Genomic DNA, 19,381 nt, shown 5'->3' with positions numbered 1-19,381 from the left:
TGTGAGTTATGGTCAAAAATCGCGTCACAGGAGCACCGCCAGTCGGTGCGTCGGTACTGTCAGTCCTCGCGAGCGTCGACGACGAGGACCGGGATGGTCGTCGCCCGGAGCGTCCGTTCGGCGACGCTGCCGAGTAGCATCCGACGGACGCCACCGCGGCCGGCCGACCCCATCACGACCATGTCGATGTCGTGTTCTTCACCGTAGTCTGCGATTCGTTTCCGCGGGTTGCCCGCGACGATCGCTTCGGTTACCTCGAGTCCGTGCTCACTGGCTTGTTCGGCCACGTAGTCGGTGGCATTACGGGCCCGTTGCTCGAGTTCGGGCAGATCGCTCAGGTCGCCCTGCCTGAAGCGGTCGATCTGTTCGGTGCCGACGGCGACGTCCATCGCGTCGAGGTCGACCACGTACAAGGCGTGGACGTCCGCGTCGTACTGCGAGGCGATGTCGATCGCGTGATCGACGGCGTTCTCGGCGACTGCGCTTCCATCTGTCGGGACGAGTATACTGTCGTACATGGTTAGTCGTCTGCAGGGGTGCCGCCGTCAGCGGCGACGTCTTCGGCGGAGTCCATCTTCTTCATCGGTTCGGGGCTGTGACACTGGCGGACGAGTCGTTTGACGTCCTCTGGTGGCTCTTCCGTGAACACCGAAACGACGATGATGACCGTGAATACGACCGGAACGCCAATGAGCGCCGAGGCGGTGCCTGGCAGCCACACGGCCAGCTCTGGAATCACGGCCCCTTCAACACCGGTGTACATTGGGAGTGCCGTGTCGTTCAAGATCGCGCCGAACGAGATCGCCATTCCGACGAGCATCCCGGAGATCGCTCCTTCTTTCGTCGTTTTCTCCCACCAGAGCCCAAGGAAGAACACGGGGAAGAAGATCGATCCTGCGATTGCGAACGACATCGCGACGAGTTCGCCGATGAGCGCCGGCGGGTTGAGTCCGATCAGCATCGTCAGGATACCGATGCCGAGGATCGTGGTCCGACCGACGATCATCTGTTCGCGCTGGGTCGCGTCCTCCTTGTAGAGGTTCGTGTAGATGTCGTGTGCGGCAGCCGAAGATGCCGTGATGAACAGTCCTGCAGTGGTCGCGAGCGCCGCTGCAACTGCACCCGCAGCGACGAGTCCGACCAGCCACTCGGGCAGCTCCGCGAGCTGGGCTGTCAACAGAACGATCGAGTCCGCGTCCCCACCGGGCATGTCCATGAAGCTGCCACCACCGGGGCCGTCGGCGTACAGCAGCCCACCGAAGGCCGCATACGTCGCGGTACCCCAGTAGAGCAGACAGATGAAGAACAGCCCCCAGACCGTCGACCAGCGGGCCGTCCGTTCGTTGTCGACCGTGTAAAACCGCACCAGAACGTGAGGTAGCCCACAGGTACCGACGATGAGACTGAACGTCAGCGCGATCCAGCCGTAGTAGCTCGTGAACGCGAACGGTTCGACGAGCTGGGCCTCGAGGCTCGCCGCCTCGGCGACCTCCGGACCGGCCTCTAAGTACGGTACGGCGAGCGACCAGCCCTGCGCCCAGCCGGTCGCGTAGAGGCCGAGCGTAAAGGCGATGATCAGGATGATGTACTGGATCGCCATGTTCTTGGTCGTCCCCAGCATGCCCGAGAGGGCAACGTAACCGATGGTAACAACCATCAGCAGGATGACGCCGACCTCGTAGGAGAGGCCGAAGATGTACTGGGACATCAGACCCATGCCGCTTGCCTGTCCGATCGCGTAGACGAACGCGATGACGAGCGTGGTGAACGCGGCGATACCGCGCGCCCAGTCGGAGTAGAACCGGTCACCGACGAAGTCGGGTGCCGTGTACTTCCCGAAGCGACGGAACTGGGCCGCCATGAAGATAAGCAGGATGAAGTACCCGGTCGTCCAGCCAACGACGTACGCCAGTCCGAAGTAGCCGATCGTCGCAATCAGTCCGGCCACCCCGAGGTACGACGCGGCGCTCATCCAGTTCGCGCCAATTGCCATGCCGTTTTCGATCGAACCGATCGATCGACCGGCGACCCACAGTTCGTCGACTGCCGCAACGCGGAAGAAGTATCCGACGCCCAGGAACAGTATGAGCATCCCTGCGAGCGTCAGCGTCGGCACGAGTTTGAACCCGATGTCGAGGGCAGACTCGAGGACGACTGGCTCTATCATTGTTCACCCCCGTCGGCGGCCACTGCCCCTGTCTCGGCGTCTTCTTCGTCTTCGTGACTGATGCCGTACTTTGTATCGAGCCGGTCGCGCTGGAACGCATAAACCGCCGACAGCACGAGTGCCCCGAGCGGGGTCACGACCGCCGTAATGAAGAAGTGTAGCGGGAATCCACCGAGCACCTCCGTCCCGGTCATGAACTCCGGGGCGAACAGGATCGCCGTCGTCGGTCCGAAGACGATGATCGCCCACAGCGCGAACAATCCCCACATCGCACGCAGGTTGTCCCGCATGAACGGCGTCGCTGGCTTGAATAAATTTATTTCCTTATCGAGGTACGCTTCCGTCTTCACGCCGCCGTCTGTCTCGGCAACGTCCGTCGAATTCTGGTTGGTATTGTCTGACATAGTTTGTTTTCGTCTCGTAGTCTCGTGCCCACTCGTGTGCGTCCGAAAAGGCCGTTGGTCAGTTGCCTCCGACCTGATCTGCGATGTCGTCGACGACCTCCGGATTCCGAAGGGTCGAGGTATTTCCGAGTTCGTTACCGCTCGCGATGTCCTCGAGCAATCGGCGCATGATCTTGCCCGAGCGCGTCTTCGGTAGTTCGGGCGTGAAGATTACCTCCTCGGGTTTGGCGATCGGACCGATAGAGTCGATGACGCCCTCGATAGCCGCCTCCTCGAGGCTTGCTTCCTGGCCTTCACGACCGTCCTCGGGGATGGCGTAGACGTAGACTGCTTCGCCTTTGACGTCGTGGTCGCCGCCGACGACTGCCGCTTCGGCGATTCCCTCCACGCCGACGACGGCGGACTCGATCTCCATGGTGCCAAGTCGGTGCCCGGAGACGTTGATCACGTCGTCGACCCGACCGAGGACAGTGATGTAGCCGTCCTCGTCGATCTTCGCGCCGTCTTCGGGGAAGTAGACCCACTCGTCGGCCTCGGGGTCGGAGTACTCTTCCCAGTACTCGGAGACGAACCGGTCGTCGTTCCGGTAGAGCGTTCGAAGCATGCCGGGCCATGGCTTCTGAACGGTGAGATAGCCCGCCTGACCGGCGTCGATCTCTTCGCCAGCGCCGTCGACGATCTGTACGTCGAGGCCGGGCAGCCCCGGACCAGCCGAACCGGGTTTCATCTCACAGATACCGGGCAGCGTGGTAATCATGTGCCCGCCGGTTTCGGTCTGCCACCAGGTGTCGACGATCGGGCAGTCACTGCCACCGATGTGCTCGTAGTACCACTTCCACGCCCGCGGGTTGATCGGTTCGCCGACCGTCCCCAGCAGTCGCAGCGAGGAGAGGTCGTGGCGCTCGGGGTACTCTTCGCCCCACTTCATGAACGCCCGGATCGCCGTCGGTGCCGTATAGAAGACATCGACGCGGTTCTTCTCGATGATCTCCCAGAACCGATCTTTCTCCGGATAGTCCGGCGTCCCTTCGTACATCACCGTCGTCGTTCCGAGCGCGAGCGGCCCGTACAGGATGTAGGAGTGACCCGTAATCCAGCCGATGTCAGCCGAACACCAGTAGGTGTCCTCGGGCTTCAGGTCGAGCACCGCATGAGACGTCCAGGCGGCATACGACAGGTAGCCGCCAGTGGTGTGCTTGACGCCTTTCGGCTTGCCAGTCGTCCCCGACGTGTACATCAGGAACAGCATGTCTTCGGCGTCTCGCGTGACTGGCTCGACCGTCTCACCGGCGTGGGCGTCGACTAACTCGTCGTAGTCGTGCTGTCCGTCGGCCAGCGAGTGCTCGAGTTCGGTGCCGAGTCGGTCGACGACGACCGTCGTCGTCTCGTGCTCGACGTCGTCGAGTCCCTCGTTCGTCTTCGAGAGGTGATCGAGTGCGTCACCGCGGCGGTAGTAGCCATCGGTGGTGATCAGATATTCGCTGTCGGCGTCGTTCATCCGGGTCGCGAGCGCGTCCGCAGAGAAGCCCGCGAAGACGACGCTGTGTGGTGCGCCGATACGGGCACACGCGAGCATCGCGATCGGGAGCTCCGGCACCATCGGCATGTACATGGTGACGACGTCGTCTTCTTCGACGCCGAGGTCTCTCAGTGCGGACGCGAACTCGTTGACCTCGTTCAGAAGGTCACTGTAGGTATACGTCCGCGTCTCGCCGAGTTCACCCTCCCACTTGATCGCCGCTCTGTTCTTCGCGCCGTCTTCGACGTGTCGGTCGAGGCAGTTGTACGATGCGTTGAGCTTTCCGTTCGTGAACCAGCGGTAGGTCGGTGCCGTCGACTCGTCGAGAATCTCGTCGTATGACTCTTCCCAGTCGAGAAACTCCGCTGCCTGGTCCCAGCACTCGGGCCAGTTCTCTTCGAACTCGTCGTATATCCCCGGATCCGCCACGTTCGCCTGCTCGACGAACGACTCGGGGGGCTCGAACGTATCTTGCTCCTCGAGTCGTGCCTCGAGATCGGCTTCCTCCTGTGACATGATACACCCAATCAATGAGCAACGGTGATAGTAAAGTGCGACTCTAGCTGTACAAAATCGATCGAGAGATAAACCGATCGTCCAGAATACTTTCTTTCTAAAATCGATGAAAAATTCAAGGGAATCGTCTGTAAGGAAGAGACGGCGGACGAACGACGAGCCGTGTGAGAGTGCCCGATGCCAGAGAGCGGCCGCTTCGCTCCGGATCTGACGGCCCCTCTAGAGGCTTAGTGTGGTGACGGGGCGGTCGGTCACCTGGTCGACTCGCCGACGGCCCCCTCTGCCGGGTCGTCGAAAAACGTTCGGAGGAGTTCGTGCTGGCCTTTCCGAAGGTGGTTGTGAAGCGTCGGTGATGAAATCCCCATCGCGTCGGCGACCTCTTCGGCCGTGCTCTCGCGGGGCCAGTCGTAGTAACCGCCGAAATACGCGGCTCGCAACGCGGCCTCCTGGCGGTCGGTCAGCCGATCCTCGAGGCCTTCGCGGAACTCGCGAGCGGTCTGGACGGTCCGTTCGGCCTCTCGCTTTCCGATGAGTTCAGAAGCCGGGAATGCGGCCCGCAGTCCGTTGAGTATCGTCCGCAGGTCGGCGTCGGCGGCACACTCGCCCGTCACCATCGCCGTTCCGGTATCGAAGACCGCGTCAACGACCGTGACGCCGTACTCGGTCAGCGTCAGCGTCGGTGACGATCCCTCGACGACGAACTCGACACGCCACCCATCCTCGTAGGTCTCGATCAACCGGTAGTCTGCAATGCCCGGATCTGCCTCGGCACGGTCGAACACGTCAGCCGGCGGTGTCCCTTCGAGACGGAGGTAGTACAACTGGGTCGACTCCGAAACCGGGACGAGTGAATCGAGCTCGAATCGACACTCGAGTTCCTGGGAGGCGGCGACGAAAAACGACTCCTCGTCTCGACAGGCGATCTCGAGTTCGACGACACGGTCGGACAGCAGGAGGTTCCGCCGGCGAACTGCGGTGATCGCGTAGCCGACCTGCCTGCCGATCGTCTCGAGCCACTGTCGTTCTTCGCCGTCGAATGCGTTCGGTCTGGTCGTCGCCACCGAGAGACTTCCGTAGACCGTATCGCCGTACGAGAGACTCACGCGCGCGAGGGTGCCATCGAACCGATCACCTCCGAGATCGCTGCTGACCTCGGTTGCGACGTTGACCATCGGTGTCGCGTCGTCGGTCGGTGCAGCGTCGAGCGAGCCGTCGTCGACTTCTGTTGTCGGCGCGTCGACCCACTCATCGGGGACGAGTCGGTCGACTGCGCCGGGTCCAATGCCAGCCGCGGCTCGCCACTCGCTGTGTCGGTCCGTGAACGTCGTCCGGTCGATCCAGGCGAACTCGTAGGCCTCGCTGCTGGCCAGCGCCTCACACGTGCGCGTTTCTACTTCTCCGTGGTCAGTCGATCCGAGCAACGCCCGTGTGAGCGCTCGCTGGCCGCGGCCGATCGCAATCTGACGCTCGAGTGCGTCGCGTTCGGCTTCGATTGCCTCGAGAGCCTCGTAGTGAGTCGAGACGTCACGAACGAAGACGGCGTAACCGCGGTGGCGTCCCCGGTCGTTCCGAAGCGGAGAGATGACTTCGGTCGCGCGGAATCGGGACCCATCCTTGTGCACTCGCCACCCCTCCGTCTCGTATCCGGACTCCTCGACCGCTGTAGCCAGGGTCCGTTCGGGGGCTCCGTCTTCGACGGCTTCGTCGGGGTAAAACGTAGAGACGTGCGTGCCGACGATCTCGCCGGCGCGGTAGCCGAACAGTGAGGCACCGCTTCGGTTCCAGCGCTCGACGTAGCCGTCCTCGTCGAGCCGGATCAGCGCGTATCGATCGCTGGCAGCGAGCAACAGCCTGATTACGCTGTCGTCGCTCACCATTGGTCCGGATCGTGATCCAGACCGGTTGCGGTCGGGTCCTGAAGGTCGCTCGACGGTGTCGAAGGCGTCGACGATCTCTACATCACTCGGCTGGGGAAAATACGGCTCGAGGGCCTCGAAGCTCTGCCAGCCGCCGGCAGACTTGACGATTCGAGGGTTGACGTCGTGATCGACCAGGGACCGATGGGCGAAGTAGTGTCGGAGATCGCCCGAGGAGACGTCGGCCAGCGACGGGGTGTCGAACAGATCGGCGGCCCGTTTGGCGACATCGGCGACGAGCATCTGGAGTCGGCGTGGTGTGACCGAAAAGATTCGGTCTTCAGCAGCGAGGTCGTTACTCCGGGCGTAGCGGCGCAGTTCGCGCTCGACGGTCGTCGGCAAATAGCTGGTCCGCCCTTCACGCTCGCCGATCGATGGCACCCGCACGAGATATCGTGGCGGGTCCATCCGAACCTGCTCGACGTCGCCGATCGTGAGCCCGGCGAGCTCTGCGGGCCGGAGTCCGACTTCCCCACAGAGCCTGACGACTAGCGCCTCACGGTAGGTTTCCGCGGCGTCAAGCAGTGACTCGTACTGGCGGCGCGAGAGGACGGCGTCGGCAGCCGCCTCGAGTGACATGTTTCGCAATTTCAACGGACGCGAACATAATTGTACTGGGTCTGGACAGCGCTTGTGTAGATCTCGACCACCATCCTGGGTGAAACTGTGAGTCGTCGTTTCGCATAACTTGGATTTGCGAAACTGTCAGTGGTCGCCGCGCTCCGTCTGGATTTCACCGACGATCTCCGGGTTTCGAAGCGCGCTCGTATCGCCGAGTTCCTCACCGTTGGCGACGTCCTCGAGCAGTCGGCGCATGATCTTTCCCGAGCGCGTCTTCGGCAGTTCGGGCGTAAAGACGATCTCGCTCGGGCGCGCGAACGGGCCGATCGCGCTCTCGACGTTCTCGACGATCGCGTCCCGAACCGCCCCGTCTGCATCGACGCTGCGTTCAGTGCTCACGTAGACGTAGATTTCGGTCCCGTCGCACTCGCTCGAGCGGCCGACGACGGCGGTTTCGGCGACGCCGTCGACGTCGGTTACCGCGCCTTCGATTTCCATCGTGCTCAGTCGGCGGCCGGCGACGTTAATTACGTCGTCGACTCGGCCGAGGACGGTAACGTAGCCGTCCTCGTCGATGGTCGCCGTGTCACCGCTGAAGTAGCGCCACTCACCGGCTTCAGCATCCGAGAAGCGATTCCAGTACTCCGATCGAAAGCGGTCGTCGCCGTCGTAGAGTGTACGTGCCATTCCAGGCCAGGGACTGGCGAGTGTCAGATAGCCCGTCTCACCGGGATCGACTTCTCGACCGTTCGCGTCGACGACTCTGACGTCGGTTCCGGGCAACGGCGGCCCTGCGGCTCCGGGTTTCATCTCGTCGACGCCGGGCAGCGTCGAGAGCATCACGGCACCCGTTTCGGTCTGCCACCAGGTGTCGACGACCGGACACTCGCCGTCACCGACGTGGTCGCGGTACCACGCCCACGGCCGAGGACTGATCGGTTCGCCGACCGTCCCGAGCAGTCGCAGCGAGGAGAGGTCGTGGCGACCGGGGTACTCTTCGCCCCACTTCATGAACGCGCGGATCGCCGTCGGTGCCGTATAGAAGACGTCGACTGCGTTCCGGTCGACGATTTCCCAGAGCCGGTCGCGATCCGGGTAATCCGGAGAGCCTTCGTACATGACCGTCGTCGTCCCGAGCGCGAGCGGGCCGTAGACGATGTAGGAGTGGCCCGTGATCCAGCCGATATCCGCTGCACACCAGTAGGTGTCTTCGGGCTTGACGTCGAGAACCGCGTGGGTCGTCCACGCGACGTGTGCGAGATAGCCGCCCGTCGTGTGAACGACGCCTTTCGGTTCGCCCGTCGTCCCGGAGGTATACATCAGAAACAGCATGTCCTCGGCGTCACGCGACACCGGATCGACGCGCTCGCCAGCATAACGCTGCTGAAGGTCGTGGTAGTCCCACTCGTCGTCGCCCAACACGTGTGGGAGGTCTTCGCCCAGTCGGTCGACGACGACTGTCCGGACGTCGTGGTCGAGTGAGAGACACGCGTTGTCGACCTTGCTCTTCTGGTTGAACGCATCGCCACGTCGATAGTACCCATCACAGGTGATCAGGAACTCGCTGTCGGCTGCGGCCATTCGGGTCGCGAGTGCGTCCGCCGAAAAGCCCGCGAAGACGACGCTGTGTGGTGCGCCGATACGGGCACACGCGAGCATCGCGATGGGGAGTTCCGGAATCATCGGGAGATAGATCGTCACGATGTCGTCCGCGCCGACGCCGAGTCCCTGCAAGGCGGCGGCGAGCTCGTTGACCTCGACCGCCAGATCCTGGTAGGTGTACGTCTCGCGTTCGCCCTGCTTTCCCTCCCACCGGATCGCTGCGTGGGTCTTCCGCCCCGTCTCGAGATGTCGGTCGATGCAGTTGTACGAGGCGTTCAGTTCGCCGCCGGTGAACCACCGGTAAAAGGGAGGATTGTCGTCCTCGAGAATCGTCTCGTACGGCTGGTCCCACTCGAGCAACGCGGCTGCTCGGTCCCAACACGCCGGCCACTCGGCATCGAACTCACGGTGAATCGACTCGTTCGTGACGTTCGCCTGGTCGACGAACGAACCTGGAGGGCGATGGGTCGTGCCGGTCAGGGCTGAGTTCGTCCGCTCCCAGCCGTTCCGATTATCCATGTCTCGTTCCAACCGAGGATAGTTAGCGGAATAAGCGTTCCTCCGGACGATAGACGGCGACGCGATCCGATTCGATCGCTGTCGAAGCGGTGCCGGTGGCCGCGACGACCCTTGTTGATCGACCGCCAACGGCGAGTGTGTGCAGTCGTGTCAGTCTGCCATCGAATCGACGTCGTCGATCTCGTCGGCGTCAGCGTCGTCGACTGCCTGTCGAACCACGTAAACGTCGTAGCGCTGTCCTTTGGCGACGGGGCTGCCGACACTCGACTGCGGAGTGATCACGGAACCGGCGTTTTGCGAACCGATGAAGACGACGCTCGCATCGATCTCGACGGCGATGCGACGGATCTCTCGGACGACCTCCGTCGTCGATGTCGCGGTCGGCTCGTCCGAACTGACCCGCTCCGTTCGAAACGTCGCCTCGGGAGCGACCTCGGCGGCTCGAGACTGTAGCCCATCGGCGATAGCCTCGCGGTCGAATGGCTCACCTCGGGTGATCCAGCCACGTTCGCGGGCGTAATCTGCGTCGTCTGGAATAACCGTTACCACGACGACCTCCTCGTCCAGCAGGTCACCGAACGTTGCGGCCTTCTCGAGCGCTTTCGTCGCCAACTCCGAGCCGTCGAACGGTACGAGCAGTGCCATGTTGGACTAGCAGGAGAACCGGTGAAGTAAATGTTCGGCTTCGAACAACCGACTGAGAGTATCGGGAGTCGGCGTCGGCTGCGGATTTCGATCATCTCGGCCGCAGAACCGGCACCGATCGTTCCTGTGAGCCGTCACTCAGTGTCGGAGTCGACGACGACTACCGGTTGGTCTGCAAGCCTGACGACCCGGTCCGCCGTGCTCCCCAGCAGTGCCCGCCTGAACGACGATCGGCCCTGTGCACCAAGTACGATAGCGCCGACACCCAGCTCGCCTGCGTACGCGCGGATCTCTTCGTCAGGGACGCCAGAGCGGATCGTCGTCTCGACGCCGACTCCACCCTTCTTGGCTAGCGTTTCGACGTGCTCGAGCCACGACGACGCCTGCTCCCGTCGTCGGCGGTCGACCTCCTCCGGATCGACGATCGCGTTGTCGTACTCGGTCCGCGACTCGAGGACGGCGATCGCATACAGCGGGACCTCGAGTCGGCGTGCCAGTTCGATCGCGTGCTCGACGGCCGTGGACGCGGCGTTGCTCCCGTCGGTCGCGACGAGTATCGAATCGTACATGGCCGCCGATACGTTCCCCGACCTAAAGGCACTACCTGCTGGCACGAGGCCAGTGGGTGCTGCACTCGCCGAGAAACGCCCATCACTTTATACCGCCGACGACAAGATCTGGTATGGCCGAAGCCGGTGCGCCCGAGGAAGTGCCCGTCGAACGCAGGGATCTGATCGTGCTCGCGCTCGTCTCGGTCGTCGGTGGAATTCTCATCGCGATCTGGACGGTGTCACCGGAGTTCTCTCCGGAGTTCTTCCAGGCGATCTTCGTCGGTGCCTGTCTGCTCGCGTTCTTCCTGTTCATCCCGATCATGGGGACGCGACTGTTCATCGACGACTGGCGCGAGAAGTAAGTCCGTTCATCCGGATCGCTGTCCGCCAGTTCCGTTAGACCCGCGATCTGTCTTGGGTGTCTGGTGGTCACCTGGTCTAGCAGATCGAATCAATCGTTCTTCTCGGGCATCGTCGAGAAGCGGGCTGTCCCTTTCATGTCGGCCCGATCCGACGGCGACGGCGCGACCGTCGAGTGTCTGACGACGCCTCGTGAACTCGAGCGGTCGGCCCGGTCGCCACCGAGGTCGACCTCGAGGAGATCGTCCGATTCGCCGGCTTCGCTCGCGTTCTCGTCCTCGGCCGTCCGTTCGTCGTCGTCCTCCCCTGCTTTCTCCTCTGCGCTCTCGTCAGTCCGCGCTGTCTCGAGTCGATCCCGAAGGCGCTGGACGTCGTCGCCAAACTCGGTGACAGACGAGCGGACGGCGTCCTCGAGCGCATCGCCGACGTCGGCCGTCTCTTCCGCAGTCGCCTCTTCGGCAGTCGACTCGTCGCCGACCAGCCCATCTGCGAGTGACTCGAGGACGGAACCCGAATCATCGGCGTCGTCAGCCGCGTCGGTTTCGTCCACCTGGTCGTCGTCTTCCTCCGAGTTGTCCGTCGCGTCGTCAGCGTCGTTCGCACCCGATTCACTCGTCGCGTCGCCGTCCGCTTCGGCTGTCTCACCCTCGAGTTCGGCTGCATCGTCGAGTCGATCTCGGAGCGGCGCGGTCGCGTCTGCGAGCGCGTCTCCGTCTGCGTCGTCGGCTAACTTCGCGAGGTTCATCATCCGCTTGAGGGCTTCGACCTCGCGTTCGTCCCCGCGGACGATTGCCGCCGGAATCGACTCGGGTTCGCTTCCATCAGGGAGCATATCGAGGCCGACCGCCTCGAGCACCGCCTGTGGGTCGTTCGACTCGAGAAACTCGCTGGCCGCTTCGGCAACCTCGAGCAACGAACCATCCGCTAACGCCTCGTCGGTCGAGAGCAGTGCGCCGCTTTCGCGGTCGGCTGTCTCGAGCATGTCCGTCACTCGTTCGCGTTTGGTCTGGCTCATGATGGGATTGTCTCGCCCGGAGTTCTGCCGGCTCGACGCCGTCTCGTCAGTCGGCTTCGGCGTCCGCTTCCGAGTCGGCATCTTCTGCTTGCTCTCCGTCGGATACTGCGTCGACGATCCGCTCGGTCATCTCCTCGCGACCGAGGTTGGCTTTGACGTCGACGTCTTTCGCGATCGATTGCAGGTCCTCGTAGGACAGTACGCCGAGGAAGTCCTCGAGCGTTTCCGTCCGCAATTCCTCGAGATCCTCGGCCGGCAGGTCGGCCTCGCCATCGTCGGTTTCGCCCTCAGTCTCGGCCGTCGACGTGTCGGCTGACTCGGCCGCTCTTTCGTCTTCGTCTGTCTCTTCGGCCGCTGACTCCGCTTGTGCTTCCGTTTCGTCGTCCCCCTCGGCGGCTTCCGCTGACTCGTCTTTCGTTTCGTCGTCCTCCTCGGCGGCTTTCTCTGTCTCATCCTCCTCGCTTTCCTGCGGTTCGTCTTCGAGGACTCCCTCGAGTCCACTCCCTTTGGCGGCGCTTTCGACCAGCGATTGTGCCGACTCGGTGACGGCTGCGTTCTGGACGACGCTCTTGACGGCACGTTTGATCGCCGTGGCGAGGTCCGACCTGATCTCGCCGAGGGATTTCCCCTCGTCGACGCTCTTGGAGATCCCCTGATGGAGTTCGCGGCCGATCGCCGCGCCGAGTTCGCGGCCGAGTTGTTCGCCCGCGCTTCGGCCGACGGCTGCACCGAGTTCTCCGCCGTCGATCGACTCCTGAATCGATCCGTCGCCGAGAAGCGTCGCCAGCTGGACCTGTTCGCTGAGCTCGTCGGTAACCAGTTGCGTGAGTTCGGACTCCGCGCTCATCGGCCCCACCTCGAGCGACGACGAGCTGTATACCGGTCGATTTGCCGGGTGTCGCTCATGGTCTTAGCCCCCTTCGTTGTCGCTGCTTTCGGCTGTCTCCTCGTCGGCGTCCTCGGACTCCGAATCGGATTCTGTCTCGTCACCCGCGTCGCTATCGGTGTCTTCACCACTCGAGCCTTGGTCTTCGGTCTCTTCTGCTCCGTCTTCAGATGCTTCTTTTGCTTCGCCTTCGCCCTCGTCGACTTCCGACTCGGCTTCGTCCCCGTCTTCATCATCACCTTCTGTTTCATCCTCGTCGACCTCCGATTCGGTTTCTTCCTCGCCTTCATCTTCGTCTTCGACCGTTTCGTCAGCCGAGTCCTCGGACTCGAGCAGTTCCTGCGTGACCAGCTCGCCGATCGTACGGCCGAGGGATTCGCCGATTTTCTGCCCGACGACTGAACCGACCTGTGCGCCAAGGGCTTCGCCAAGGGGTCGATCCTCGCCGACCTCGTCTTCCCACTGGGTCCCTTCGACCAGTTGCTCTACGTCGACGTTCTCCGATACCGTCTCGTAGTCCAGACGCTGTGTGGGTGATCCATCGTTCATGCTTATGCCTCCGCTTGCGCCGCCTCGGCTTGCTCTGATTCCTGTTCTTCGCCGGGCTCGAGCTGGTCGATCACCGCTTGAATTACCTCGCGGACGATGGTCGCCACGAGCACCTCGAGCGGGAACCCCGGAACGAGCCCGGCGAGTTTCTCCTTCAGCCAGCTGAACGCCCTCGAGATGCGGCCGGGACCCTCTTCGGCGTCAGCATCCGCTTTGTCGCCTTCGGGTCCCGCCTCGGCATCCTCGGTCAGCTCGGCGTCGAAGCCAAACAGGCTCGAAAGAACGGCCGTTGGTTTCGAGAGCAAGTCACTGAGAAACGCTCGGGGTCGCTCGAGCAGGCCGCTGAAGAACTCAGCCGGCTTGCTGAGCAGCGACGTTACGCTATCGACGACGGCACTGGGGCCGTCGAGCAGCCCCGACACCGCCGACAGGAGGTTCCCGAGCAGGTTGTTCTCGCCCGGACGAGCCGAGACGTCGAGGGTCACTTCGTTCAGGTTGACCTCGAGGCCAAGCAAGTCGAGAAAGAGCCCATCGAGGTCGAGGTGGGCGACCCCGGATGTCCCGTCGCTTTGGTAGACCTCCGCTGCGTCCTCGACGTGCGATTCGGCCTCGGCGTCCGGCGCTTCCTCGTCGACCGACTCTGTGTCTGTCGCTTCGGTAGCGTCCTCCGCCATCGATTCCGCTTCACCGTCGGTTTCTGTGTCGTCTCCCGTGGTTTCTTCCGCTGATTCCGCTTCGTCGTCTGCTGCCGACTCGCTTTCGGACGCGTCGTCAGTCGATTTTTCGTCCGATTTCGCTGTTTCCTCGTCGGCTTCCTCGAGTTGTGCCTGTCCGCCGTCGGTCATCACGCGACCGCTCGGCGGCCCCCACTCGTCACTCGGTCGGCTGCTCTCGTCAACGCTCCCGGAATCGGGACACGCACCGGAGCGGACGGGGTCTCTCATATCTGTCATTATTCGGGAAAGAACACGGTCGTCAGCGTTGTGGGGATTTCCCTTGCGTATGCGACCGATCGAGCTACCGCTGAAACAGCCTCGAGAGCGTTGATATCTCCCAGAAGCGACCAGAACAGTTTCGGCTACTACTCGAGCGAGTCGTTGCCGCTCGAGTCTCGGTCGGCCGCCTCGAGGCGCCACGTGTGAAGCCGATACTCGCCTCGAGTGATCCCTTCGTCGTGGTACTCCACAGGCTCTTCGATCACGGCGAGTCGATCGTCAGCCAGGTCGCCGGCACTCGAGATTCCTTTGATCGGATGTGTCTCGAGCAACCCCGATCCGGCCTCGAACAGGTGTACGGCGTGGGTCTCTGCATCCCGTTCGCGGAAGTTCTGGGCGGACGGAACCGCGACGAGATCGCCGGCGGCGGAAACGCACCGGGCGAAGCCGCGGACGTCGTGGGACCAGACGGCTTCGCCAGACTCGAGGTCGACGCCAAACGCGGTGTGTTCGTTTGGATGGCGACCGTCGGGATCACGGGTCTTCTCGGCGAATGTGTTTCCGGTCACGAAGACGGCAGTGCCGTCGACGACGGCGACGTGGTTTGGGTACGCATACAGCGTTTCGCCCTCGAAGTCGCGCTCGCTCGCCAGGTCGACGCGCCAGCGCTCTCCGCAGTTGTTCTCGAGGAGGTAGCCGTGTTTGTCGCCGTGGCTAGCGACGACGATCCCATCGTCGGTGAGCGCGACGTCGCCGACGCGGCGCTCACCCGGCGTGCCCGGATCCCAGTTCGCGACTTCGTCGCCGGTTTCGAGGTCGAGCACGACGAGGCCACACTCGTGGTCGTGGGTGTCGGGACAGCGATTGTACGCCACAGCGACTTGTTCGTCGTCGACGTCGAACGCAATCGGCGAGGCCTGAACGTCGAACGCCCACTCGAGATCGCCCTCGAGATCGAAGCCGTAGACGACGCTCGACCACTCCTGGACGTCACCATCGCGTTCGTATCGGCGAGCGGCGGCGACGATTTGGTCACCGGCAACGCGAACGTCAACGACGAACGGCTGGGCGAAGAACGTCTCGTTTGTGGGCGAGCCAACGTCTTCGGCGGTGACATACTCCCACAGGAGGGCACCGGTCTCGGCATCGCGCACGCAGATTCGTCCTTCGGAACCACGCTCTCCGATCACGAGACGGTCGCCGGAGACGTCCATCGAGACGACATAGCGCTCGCCGTCGCCGTCGACAGACCAGCGTTGTTCTGGCTTTCCCTCGGCGAGCCTAGCAGCGATAACACGCCCGTCTGCGAGTCCGGCAAAGACGGTTTCGTCGCCGACGGCGACGGCTGAGCGACGCCAGTTGTGTCTGCTCGCGGCTGGCCCGAGGTCGCCCAGCGCCAGTTCCGCCTCGGCTGAAAGGACAGCGTCACTCCCGGCGTCGATAGACGGCGATTCGTTCACGCCTATCACTCCTCGATCGGGAACGCCTCGTGGAGTGTGTGGTGGGTCTCGCCTAAGTCCTCGAGGAGCCCATCAGTCTGCTCGCGGAGCCGACGGATCCGCTGTTCGGCGTCCCGGACGGCAACGACACGTCCACGAAGATACGCGCCGTGTGGATCGGTCGGATCGGCGTCGGACGCCTCCTCTTCGAGGTCGACCAGCGCCGCGTCGAGATGTCGCGCGATCTCGTCGAGGGTTTCAGCGTTCGAAAGCGCGGCGATCGGGCCGTCTTCCTCGAGAGCATCGCCGATTTCGGCTTCGGCGTGTTGTTTGACGTGTTCGTCGACGGTTCCGGTCAGGTTCATCAGTGCGAGTCGTACTGCTTCGAGTTCTGCGCAAGCCATTGGTCTGGTAGTGTGTTGGATAGTCAGCTCCGGTCACAGCGTTTGCTGGACCAGATCGGAAACGATGCGATCCCGTTCTATGTGGGACGAAACGATGCGTTCGGTATCCGCTGAGGTGACGCCGCCGTACCAGATCCCGTCGGGGTAGACGGCAACCATCGGCCCCTCGCCACACTGGCCGAGACAGGAGCTGCGAGAGATGTGAACGTCACAGTCCTCGGCGTCACGGACCTCCTGGCGGAGTCGTTCCAAGACGGTCGCCGCGCCGCTCCCGGCACAGGTCTGGTTCGTACAGACCGCGACGTGTTTCTCGGGCGCGTCGTGGACGTGTGGCTCATCGCCGACGTCTTCGCGGTCTGCGTGTTCGGCCTGATGAGCAAGCGCCCGGAGCATCGCTCGAGCCCCACCGACGTCTTCTTCGTAGCCCTCGAGGTCGACTTTGTACTTGCAGGTGTCACAGGACATCTCGACGCTGCCAGTGCGGGCTTCCTGCCATCGGTCGGCGAAGACGTCGAGCAGCCGGGAGTCCGTGCCGAGGGGATCGCCCGCCAGCGCGTCGACGTACGGATACTCCGCATCGAACTCCGCAGTCCAGTCGCGCACGCGCTGGGTGAGCACGCCGTCACCGAGCATATACGGGAGGACGACGACCGCATCGGGTCGGTGTTTCGAGAGGTCGTGTAATGCCGCCTCGAGTGTGGGTTCGGTAATCCCGACGAACGCAGCCTCGACGCGGTCGAACGATCGCCCTTCGTACAACAGTCTGGCGAGTTTGTGGACGTCGCCGTTGGCGTCCGGATCGCTCGAGCCCCGTCCGCAGAGGACGGCGACGACGTCGTCGCGCTCACGATCGACGCCGAGTTCCGCCTCGACCGCCGCAGCGCGGTCGTCGAGCAAGTCCAGAATCGCCGGGTGAATCCCCAGATGTGAGCCGTTGTCGATCTCGAGGTCGTAGCTCGCTCGGGCCTGCTCGATGGCCAGCGGGACGTCGTTTTTCACGTGACTCGCGGCGAACAGCGAGCAGTGAACGACGGTGACGCGGGAGACGACCGTCTCGAGGTGCGAAAACGCCTCGTCGATCGACGGCTCGGCGAGTTCGAGAAACGCGGCATCGACGGGAAAGCCGAGTCGTGACTCGAGGGCTGCGGCCAGCTCTCGGACCTGTTCGTTCGATTTCTCGCGTCTCGAGCCGTGGCCGACCAGCAAGACGGCCTCGTCGTCGAACGCCGTCGCGGGTGCGGACGTGGTGTCGTCGGGATCGGACGTGGTGTCGTCAGGTGTACTCATCGGTGATTGATCGGTCGTGTCATCTCAGTCGTCGGCCGCCTCGTCGTCGGCCGCTGCCTGCTCGAGGCTGCGCTCGAGCTTTCGGTTTCGACTCGGGGCGTACAGTCCGGTCTCCGCACAGTCCTCGTAGAGCCAGCGCCCGAACGCTGGGGCGGCGTCGTCGTCGATGCCGAACCAGTAGCCTCCCGAGGAGGTCTCTCCGAGATCGCCCGTCGGTGCATCGACCGGACAGGCGGCGATCAGGTTCTGAACGTGCTCGAGGAGCGCACGGTCGTCGTGGACGGCCGAGATACCGACCGTACCGCTCGAGGACTTGAAACAGATCGTTCCACACCCCTCGAACAGGCCGCGAAGGAGCTCACGGCGGTAACTCGAAAACGCTCCGAACCGGTAGCCGCCGCGGCCGTCGACGGGAAGGCCGAGCGTACTCTCCCGTCCGAACAGCCCGTCGTCATCGCGTTCGATCGAGACCGTGTACTCGTCTTCGGTCCGGGTGATCGACGTATCGTGGGCGTACTCGCGGGTCATCGTGTCGTGGTCGACCGTACCGCCAGCGACGGCCGCGAGCACCTGTGCCGACGCCTCGTCGGTGGCAACGACCTCGATCCGGTCGCCCGAGACCTCGCCGCTGCCAGCCACGTGCCCCCAGAAGTACGCCGTCGTTGGGTGTCTCGCGAGCGGATCTGCAGGGACCTCGAGGTCGGCGGTCTCGAGCGGCTCGCGACCGCCCGCTGTGGTGTCGCTCATTCGCTCACCTCCCGGACCTCGATCGCATCGACGGGGCAGGCCTGAGCGGCTTTCTTCGTCTCGTCGACCCGGTCGTCGTCGAAGGTGGCGACGACCCGACCGGCTTCGACCGTGACGGTCTCTTCGCCCGTCGCATCGTAGATCGGGTCGGCATCGGGATCGATCGTCGCCAGGCCGTCCTCGTCTTCGACGAACCGGGGGTCGCGAGTCAGACAGGCGAAGATGCCGTCACAGGCCTCCTTTTCGAGGGTAACTTCGTATTTTGTCATCTGTGTTGGATCGATCAGCGTCAGTAGTCGTATTTCGTCTCGTAGCCACGCGGGGTGACCATCCGGTCGTCCCAGACGTAGGTCTCCTCGTTACCGACGACGATGGTCGTCGTCATGTCGATGATTTCGCTTTCGCCTAACTCCTCGAGTTCGCCGAGTTCGGTGATCATCACCTGTTCGTCCTCGCGGCCGGCGGCGTGGACGATGCCCACCGGCGTGTCTGGGTCGCGGTGAGTCAGCAGGATCTCACAGCACTTCTCGAAGTTGTCACGACGCTTGCGGCTCCAGGGGTTGTAGATCGTGATCGTGAAGCTCTCCTTCGCGACCGCGTGTAGCCGGGACTCGATCTCGGGCATCGGCACGAGGTGGTCAGACAGCGAGATCGAGACCGTGTCGTTCACGAGGGGCGCACCCAGGCGGGCCCCACAGGACTGGGCTGCCGGCACGCCGGGGATCACCTCGAAGTCGACCATCGAGGCCGTCGCCCCTTTCGACTCGAGAATCTCGAGGGCCAGGCCGGCGAGTGCGTAGACGTTCGGGTCACCGCTGCCGACGATCGCTACATCGTTTCCCGCGAGCGTTCGGTCGACCGACTCCTCGGTCCGGGAGACCTCGCCACACATCGGCGTGTCGTAGATGTCCTCTGCTCCCTTGACGATCTCGTCGGGCAACAGATCGATGTAGGTCGTATACCCGACGATGTGATCCGCCTCGAGTAAGGCGTCTCTCGCTCGCTGGGTCATCCCCTCAGGGTGACCGGGGCCGAGACCGACGGCCATCAGTCGCCCGGGTTCGGCGTCGAAATCGTCGACCGTCGCCTCGACCTTCTCCTCGACCGACTCGCTCTTACTCGAGGCACCACAGTTCGAGCCGGAACCGCTCGAGTCGGAACCGCTCGAGTCGGAACCGCTCGAGTCGCTCGAACTCGAACTCGAGGCCCCACACTTCGAGGACGAGGAACTCGAGTCGTCGCTTTTGGACGCGCCGCATTTCGAACCCGACGAGGAACTCGAGGCTTTGCCCTCGTCGGTGTTCGCACCACACTTCGATGTCGATCCGTCTGGTTCAGAGTCCGTGTCGCTGCTCATGA

Annotated in this window: 19 protein-coding genes; 1 reads left to right on the top strand and 18 read right to left on the bottom strand. The window is 63.3% G+C overall.

The annotated features are described in order from the left end of the window. Positions 1-59 precede the first annotated feature (59 nt). The 8 genes from AArc1_RS11135 to AArc1_RS11100 form a co-directional block, all read right to left on the bottom strand. Positions 60-518 (bottom strand): universal stress protein, encoded by a 459-nt coding sequence (locus AArc1_RS11135; protein ID WP_117364436.1) that lies wholly within the window; start codon positions 516-518, stop codon positions 60-62. 2 nt (positions 519-520) lie between these two features. After that, on the bottom strand, positions 521-2,167 hold the full coding sequence (locus tag AArc1_RS11130; protein WP_117364435.1) for a solute symporter family protein: 1,647 nt from the start codon (positions 2,165-2,167) through the stop codon (positions 521-523). Continuing rightward, complete coding sequence (locus AArc1_RS11125) at positions 2,164-2,571, bottom strand: DUF4212 domain-containing protein (RefSeq protein WP_117364434.1); 408 nt, start codon at positions 2,569-2,571, stop codon at positions 2,164-2,166. The genes AArc1_RS11130 and AArc1_RS11125 overlap by 4 nt, the downstream gene beginning before the upstream one ends. Before the next feature lie 58 nt (positions 2,572-2,629). Then, positions 2,630-4,606: an acetate--CoA ligase gene (gene acs / locus AArc1_RS11120; protein ID WP_117364433.1), complete on the bottom strand. Its 1,977-nt coding sequence runs from the start codon at positions 4,604-4,606 to the stop codon at positions 2,630-2,632. Between the two features lie 251 nt (positions 4,607-4,857). Further along, positions 4,858-7,101, bottom strand: a complete 2,244-nt coding sequence (locus AArc1_RS11115) for a bacterio-opsin activator domain-containing protein (RefSeq protein WP_117364432.1) — start codon at positions 7,099-7,101, stop codon at positions 4,858-4,860. 126 nt (positions 7,102-7,227) lie between these two features. Then, a complete protein-coding gene (gene acs / locus AArc1_RS11110) occupies positions 7,228-9,204 on the bottom strand; it encodes an acetate--CoA ligase (RefSeq protein ID WP_117364431.1) in 1,977 nt (658 codons plus the stop codon). Positions 9,205-9,354: 150 nt separating this feature from the next. Then, a complete protein-coding gene (locus tag AArc1_RS11105) occupies positions 9,355-9,849 on the bottom strand; it encodes a universal stress protein (protein WP_117364430.1) in 495 nt (164 codons plus the stop codon). Positions 9,850-9,983: 134 nt separating this feature from the next. After that, entirely contained in the window at positions 9,984-10,418 is a 435-nt protein-coding gene (locus AArc1_RS11100; RefSeq protein ID WP_117364429.1) for a universal stress protein, read from the bottom strand. Positions 10,419-10,531: 113 nt separating this feature from the next. Between AArc1_RS11100 and AArc1_RS11095 the strand changes: the two genes are divergently transcribed. Next, a complete protein-coding gene (locus AArc1_RS11095) occupies positions 10,532-10,762 on the top strand; it encodes a hypothetical protein (RefSeq protein WP_117364428.1) in 231 nt (76 codons plus the stop codon). 89 nt (positions 10,763-10,851) lie between these two features. Here AArc1_RS11095 and AArc1_RS11090 read toward each other — a convergent pair whose 3' ends face one another. From AArc1_RS11090 to cobJ, 10 genes are all read right to left on the bottom strand, one after another. Then, the gene (locus tag AArc1_RS11090; protein ID WP_117365872.1) at positions 10,852-11,775 is read right to left on the bottom strand and encodes a hypothetical protein; all 924 of its coding nucleotides are present in this window, start codon (positions 11,773-11,775) and stop codon (positions 10,852-10,854) included. A gap of 46 nt (positions 11,776-11,821) precedes the next feature. Further along, positions 11,822-12,622, bottom strand: coding sequence for a hypothetical protein (locus tag AArc1_RS11085; protein WP_117364427.1), 801 nt, complete (start codon positions 12,620-12,622; stop codon positions 11,822-11,824). Positions 12,623-12,685: 63 nt separating this feature from the next. Continuing rightward, complete coding sequence (locus AArc1_RS11080; RefSeq protein ID WP_117364426.1) at positions 12,686-13,210, bottom strand: hypothetical protein; 525 nt, start codon at positions 13,208-13,210, stop codon at positions 12,686-12,688. A gap of 2 nt (positions 13,211-13,212) precedes the next feature. Beyond that, positions 13,213-14,154, bottom strand: coding sequence for a hypothetical protein (locus AArc1_RS11075; protein WP_228442316.1), 942 nt, complete (start codon positions 14,152-14,154; stop codon positions 13,213-13,215). A gap of 137 nt (positions 14,155-14,291) precedes the next feature. Continuing rightward, positions 14,292-15,587 carry an outer membrane protein assembly factor BamB family protein gene (locus AArc1_RS11070; protein WP_117365870.1) on the bottom strand — a complete coding sequence of 432 codons (1,296 nt, stop codon included), beginning with the start codon at positions 15,585-15,587 and terminating at the stop codon, positions 14,292-14,294. A gap of 23 nt (positions 15,588-15,610) precedes the next feature. After that, the gene (locus tag AArc1_RS11065) at positions 15,611-15,988 is read right to left on the bottom strand and encodes a DUF3209 family protein (protein ID WP_117364425.1); all 378 of its coding nucleotides are present in this window, start codon (positions 15,986-15,988) and stop codon (positions 15,611-15,613) included. A gap of 33 nt (positions 15,989-16,021) precedes the next feature. Then, a complete protein-coding gene (locus tag AArc1_RS11060) occupies positions 16,022-17,275 on the bottom strand; it encodes a CbiX/SirB N-terminal domain-containing protein (protein ID WP_117364424.1) in 1,254 nt (417 codons plus the stop codon). Positions 17,276-17,299: 24 nt separating this feature from the next. Then, positions 17,300-18,022: a cobalamin biosynthesis protein gene (locus AArc1_RS11055; RefSeq protein WP_117364423.1), complete on the bottom strand. Its 723-nt coding sequence runs from the start codon at positions 18,020-18,022 to the stop codon at positions 17,300-17,302. After that, positions 18,019-18,291 carry a ferredoxin gene (locus AArc1_RS11050; RefSeq protein WP_117364422.1) on the bottom strand — a complete coding sequence of 91 codons (273 nt, stop codon included), beginning with the start codon at positions 18,289-18,291 and terminating at the stop codon, positions 18,019-18,021. Before AArc1_RS11050 ends, AArc1_RS11055 begins: the two co-directional genes overlap by 4 nt. Before the next feature lie 20 nt (positions 18,292-18,311). Next, positions 18,312-19,379 carry a precorrin-3B C(17)-methyltransferase gene (gene cobJ, locus AArc1_RS11045; RefSeq protein ID WP_117364421.1) on the bottom strand — a complete coding sequence of 356 codons (1,068 nt, stop codon included), beginning with the start codon at positions 19,377-19,379 and terminating at the stop codon, positions 18,312-18,314. Positions 19,380-19,381: the final 2 nt, after the last annotated feature.

It is taken from the genome of Natrarchaeobaculum sulfurireducens (assembly GCF_003430825.1).
In the GTDB taxonomy this organism is placed as follows: domain Archaea; phylum Halobacteriota; class Halobacteria; order Halobacteriales; family Natrialbaceae; genus Natrarchaeobaculum; species Natrarchaeobaculum sulfurireducens.
This window is presented reverse-complemented; position numbering and strand designations above follow the sequence as displayed.

What these genes read in the sequence shown, in the direction of transcription:
- AArc1_RS11135 (WP_117364436.1), bottom strand. Translation starts at nt 518, where the DNA reads ATGTACGACAGTATACTCGTCCCGACAGATGGAAGCGCAGTCGCCGAG.
- AArc1_RS11130 (WP_117364435.1), bottom strand. Translation starts at nt 2,167, where the DNA reads ATGATAGAGCCAGTCGTCCTCGAGTCTGCCCTCGACATCGGGTTCAAA.
- AArc1_RS11125 (WP_117364434.1), bottom strand. Translation starts at nt 2,571, where the DNA reads ATGTCAGACAATACCAACCAGAATTCGACGGACGTTGCCGAGACAGAC.
- acs (WP_117364433.1), bottom strand. Translation starts at nt 4,606, where the DNA reads ATGTCACAGGAGGAAGCCGATCTCGAGGCACGACTCGAGGAGCAAGAT.
- AArc1_RS11115 (WP_117364432.1), bottom strand. Translation starts at nt 7,101, where the DNA reads ATGTCACTCGAGGCGGCTGCCGACGCCGTCCTCTCGCGCCGCCAGTAC.
- acs (WP_117364431.1), bottom strand. Translation starts at nt 9,204, where the DNA reads ATGGATAATCGGAACGGCTGGGAGCGGACGAACTCAGCCCTGACCGGC.
- AArc1_RS11105 (WP_117364430.1), bottom strand. Translation starts at nt 9,849, where the DNA reads ATGGCACTGCTCGTACCGTTCGACGGCTCGGAGTTGGCGACGAAAGCG.
- AArc1_RS11100 (WP_117364429.1), bottom strand. Translation starts at nt 10,418, where the DNA reads ATGTACGATTCGATACTCGTCGCGACCGACGGGAGCAACGCCGCGTCC.
- AArc1_RS11095 (WP_117364428.1), top strand. Translation starts at nt 10,532, where the DNA reads ATGGCCGAAGCCGGTGCGCCCGAGGAAGTGCCCGTCGAACGCAGGGAT.
- AArc1_RS11090 (WP_117365872.1), bottom strand. Translation starts at nt 11,775, where the DNA reads ATGAGCCAGACCAAACGCGAACGAGTGACGGACATGCTCGAGACAGCC.
- AArc1_RS11085 (WP_117364427.1), bottom strand. Translation starts at nt 12,622, where the DNA reads ATGAGCGCGGAGTCCGAACTCACGCAACTGGTTACCGACGAGCTCAGC.
- AArc1_RS11080 (WP_117364426.1), bottom strand. Translation starts at nt 13,210, where the DNA reads ATGAACGATGGATCACCCACACAGCGTCTGGACTACGAGACGGTATCG.
- AArc1_RS11075 (WP_228442316.1), bottom strand. Translation starts at nt 14,154, where the DNA reads ATGAGAGACCCCGTCCGCTCCGGTGCGTGTCCCGATTCCGGGAGCGTT.
- AArc1_RS11065 (WP_117364425.1), bottom strand. Translation starts at nt 15,988, where the DNA reads ATGGCTTGCGCAGAACTCGAAGCAGTACGACTCGCACTGATGAACCTG.
- AArc1_RS11060 (WP_117364424.1), bottom strand. Translation starts at nt 17,275, where the DNA reads ATGAGTACACCTGACGACACCACGTCCGATCCCGACGACACCACGTCC.
- AArc1_RS11055 (WP_117364423.1), bottom strand. Translation starts at nt 18,022, where the DNA reads ATGAGCGACACCACAGCGGGCGGTCGCGAGCCGCTCGAGACCGCCGAC.
- AArc1_RS11050 (WP_117364422.1), bottom strand. Translation starts at nt 18,291, where the DNA reads ATGACAAAATACGAAGTTACCCTCGAAAAGGAGGCCTGTGACGGCATC.
- cobJ (WP_117364421.1), bottom strand. Translation starts at nt 19,379, where the DNA reads ATGAGCAGCGACACGGACTCTGAACCAGACGGATCGACATCGAAGTGT.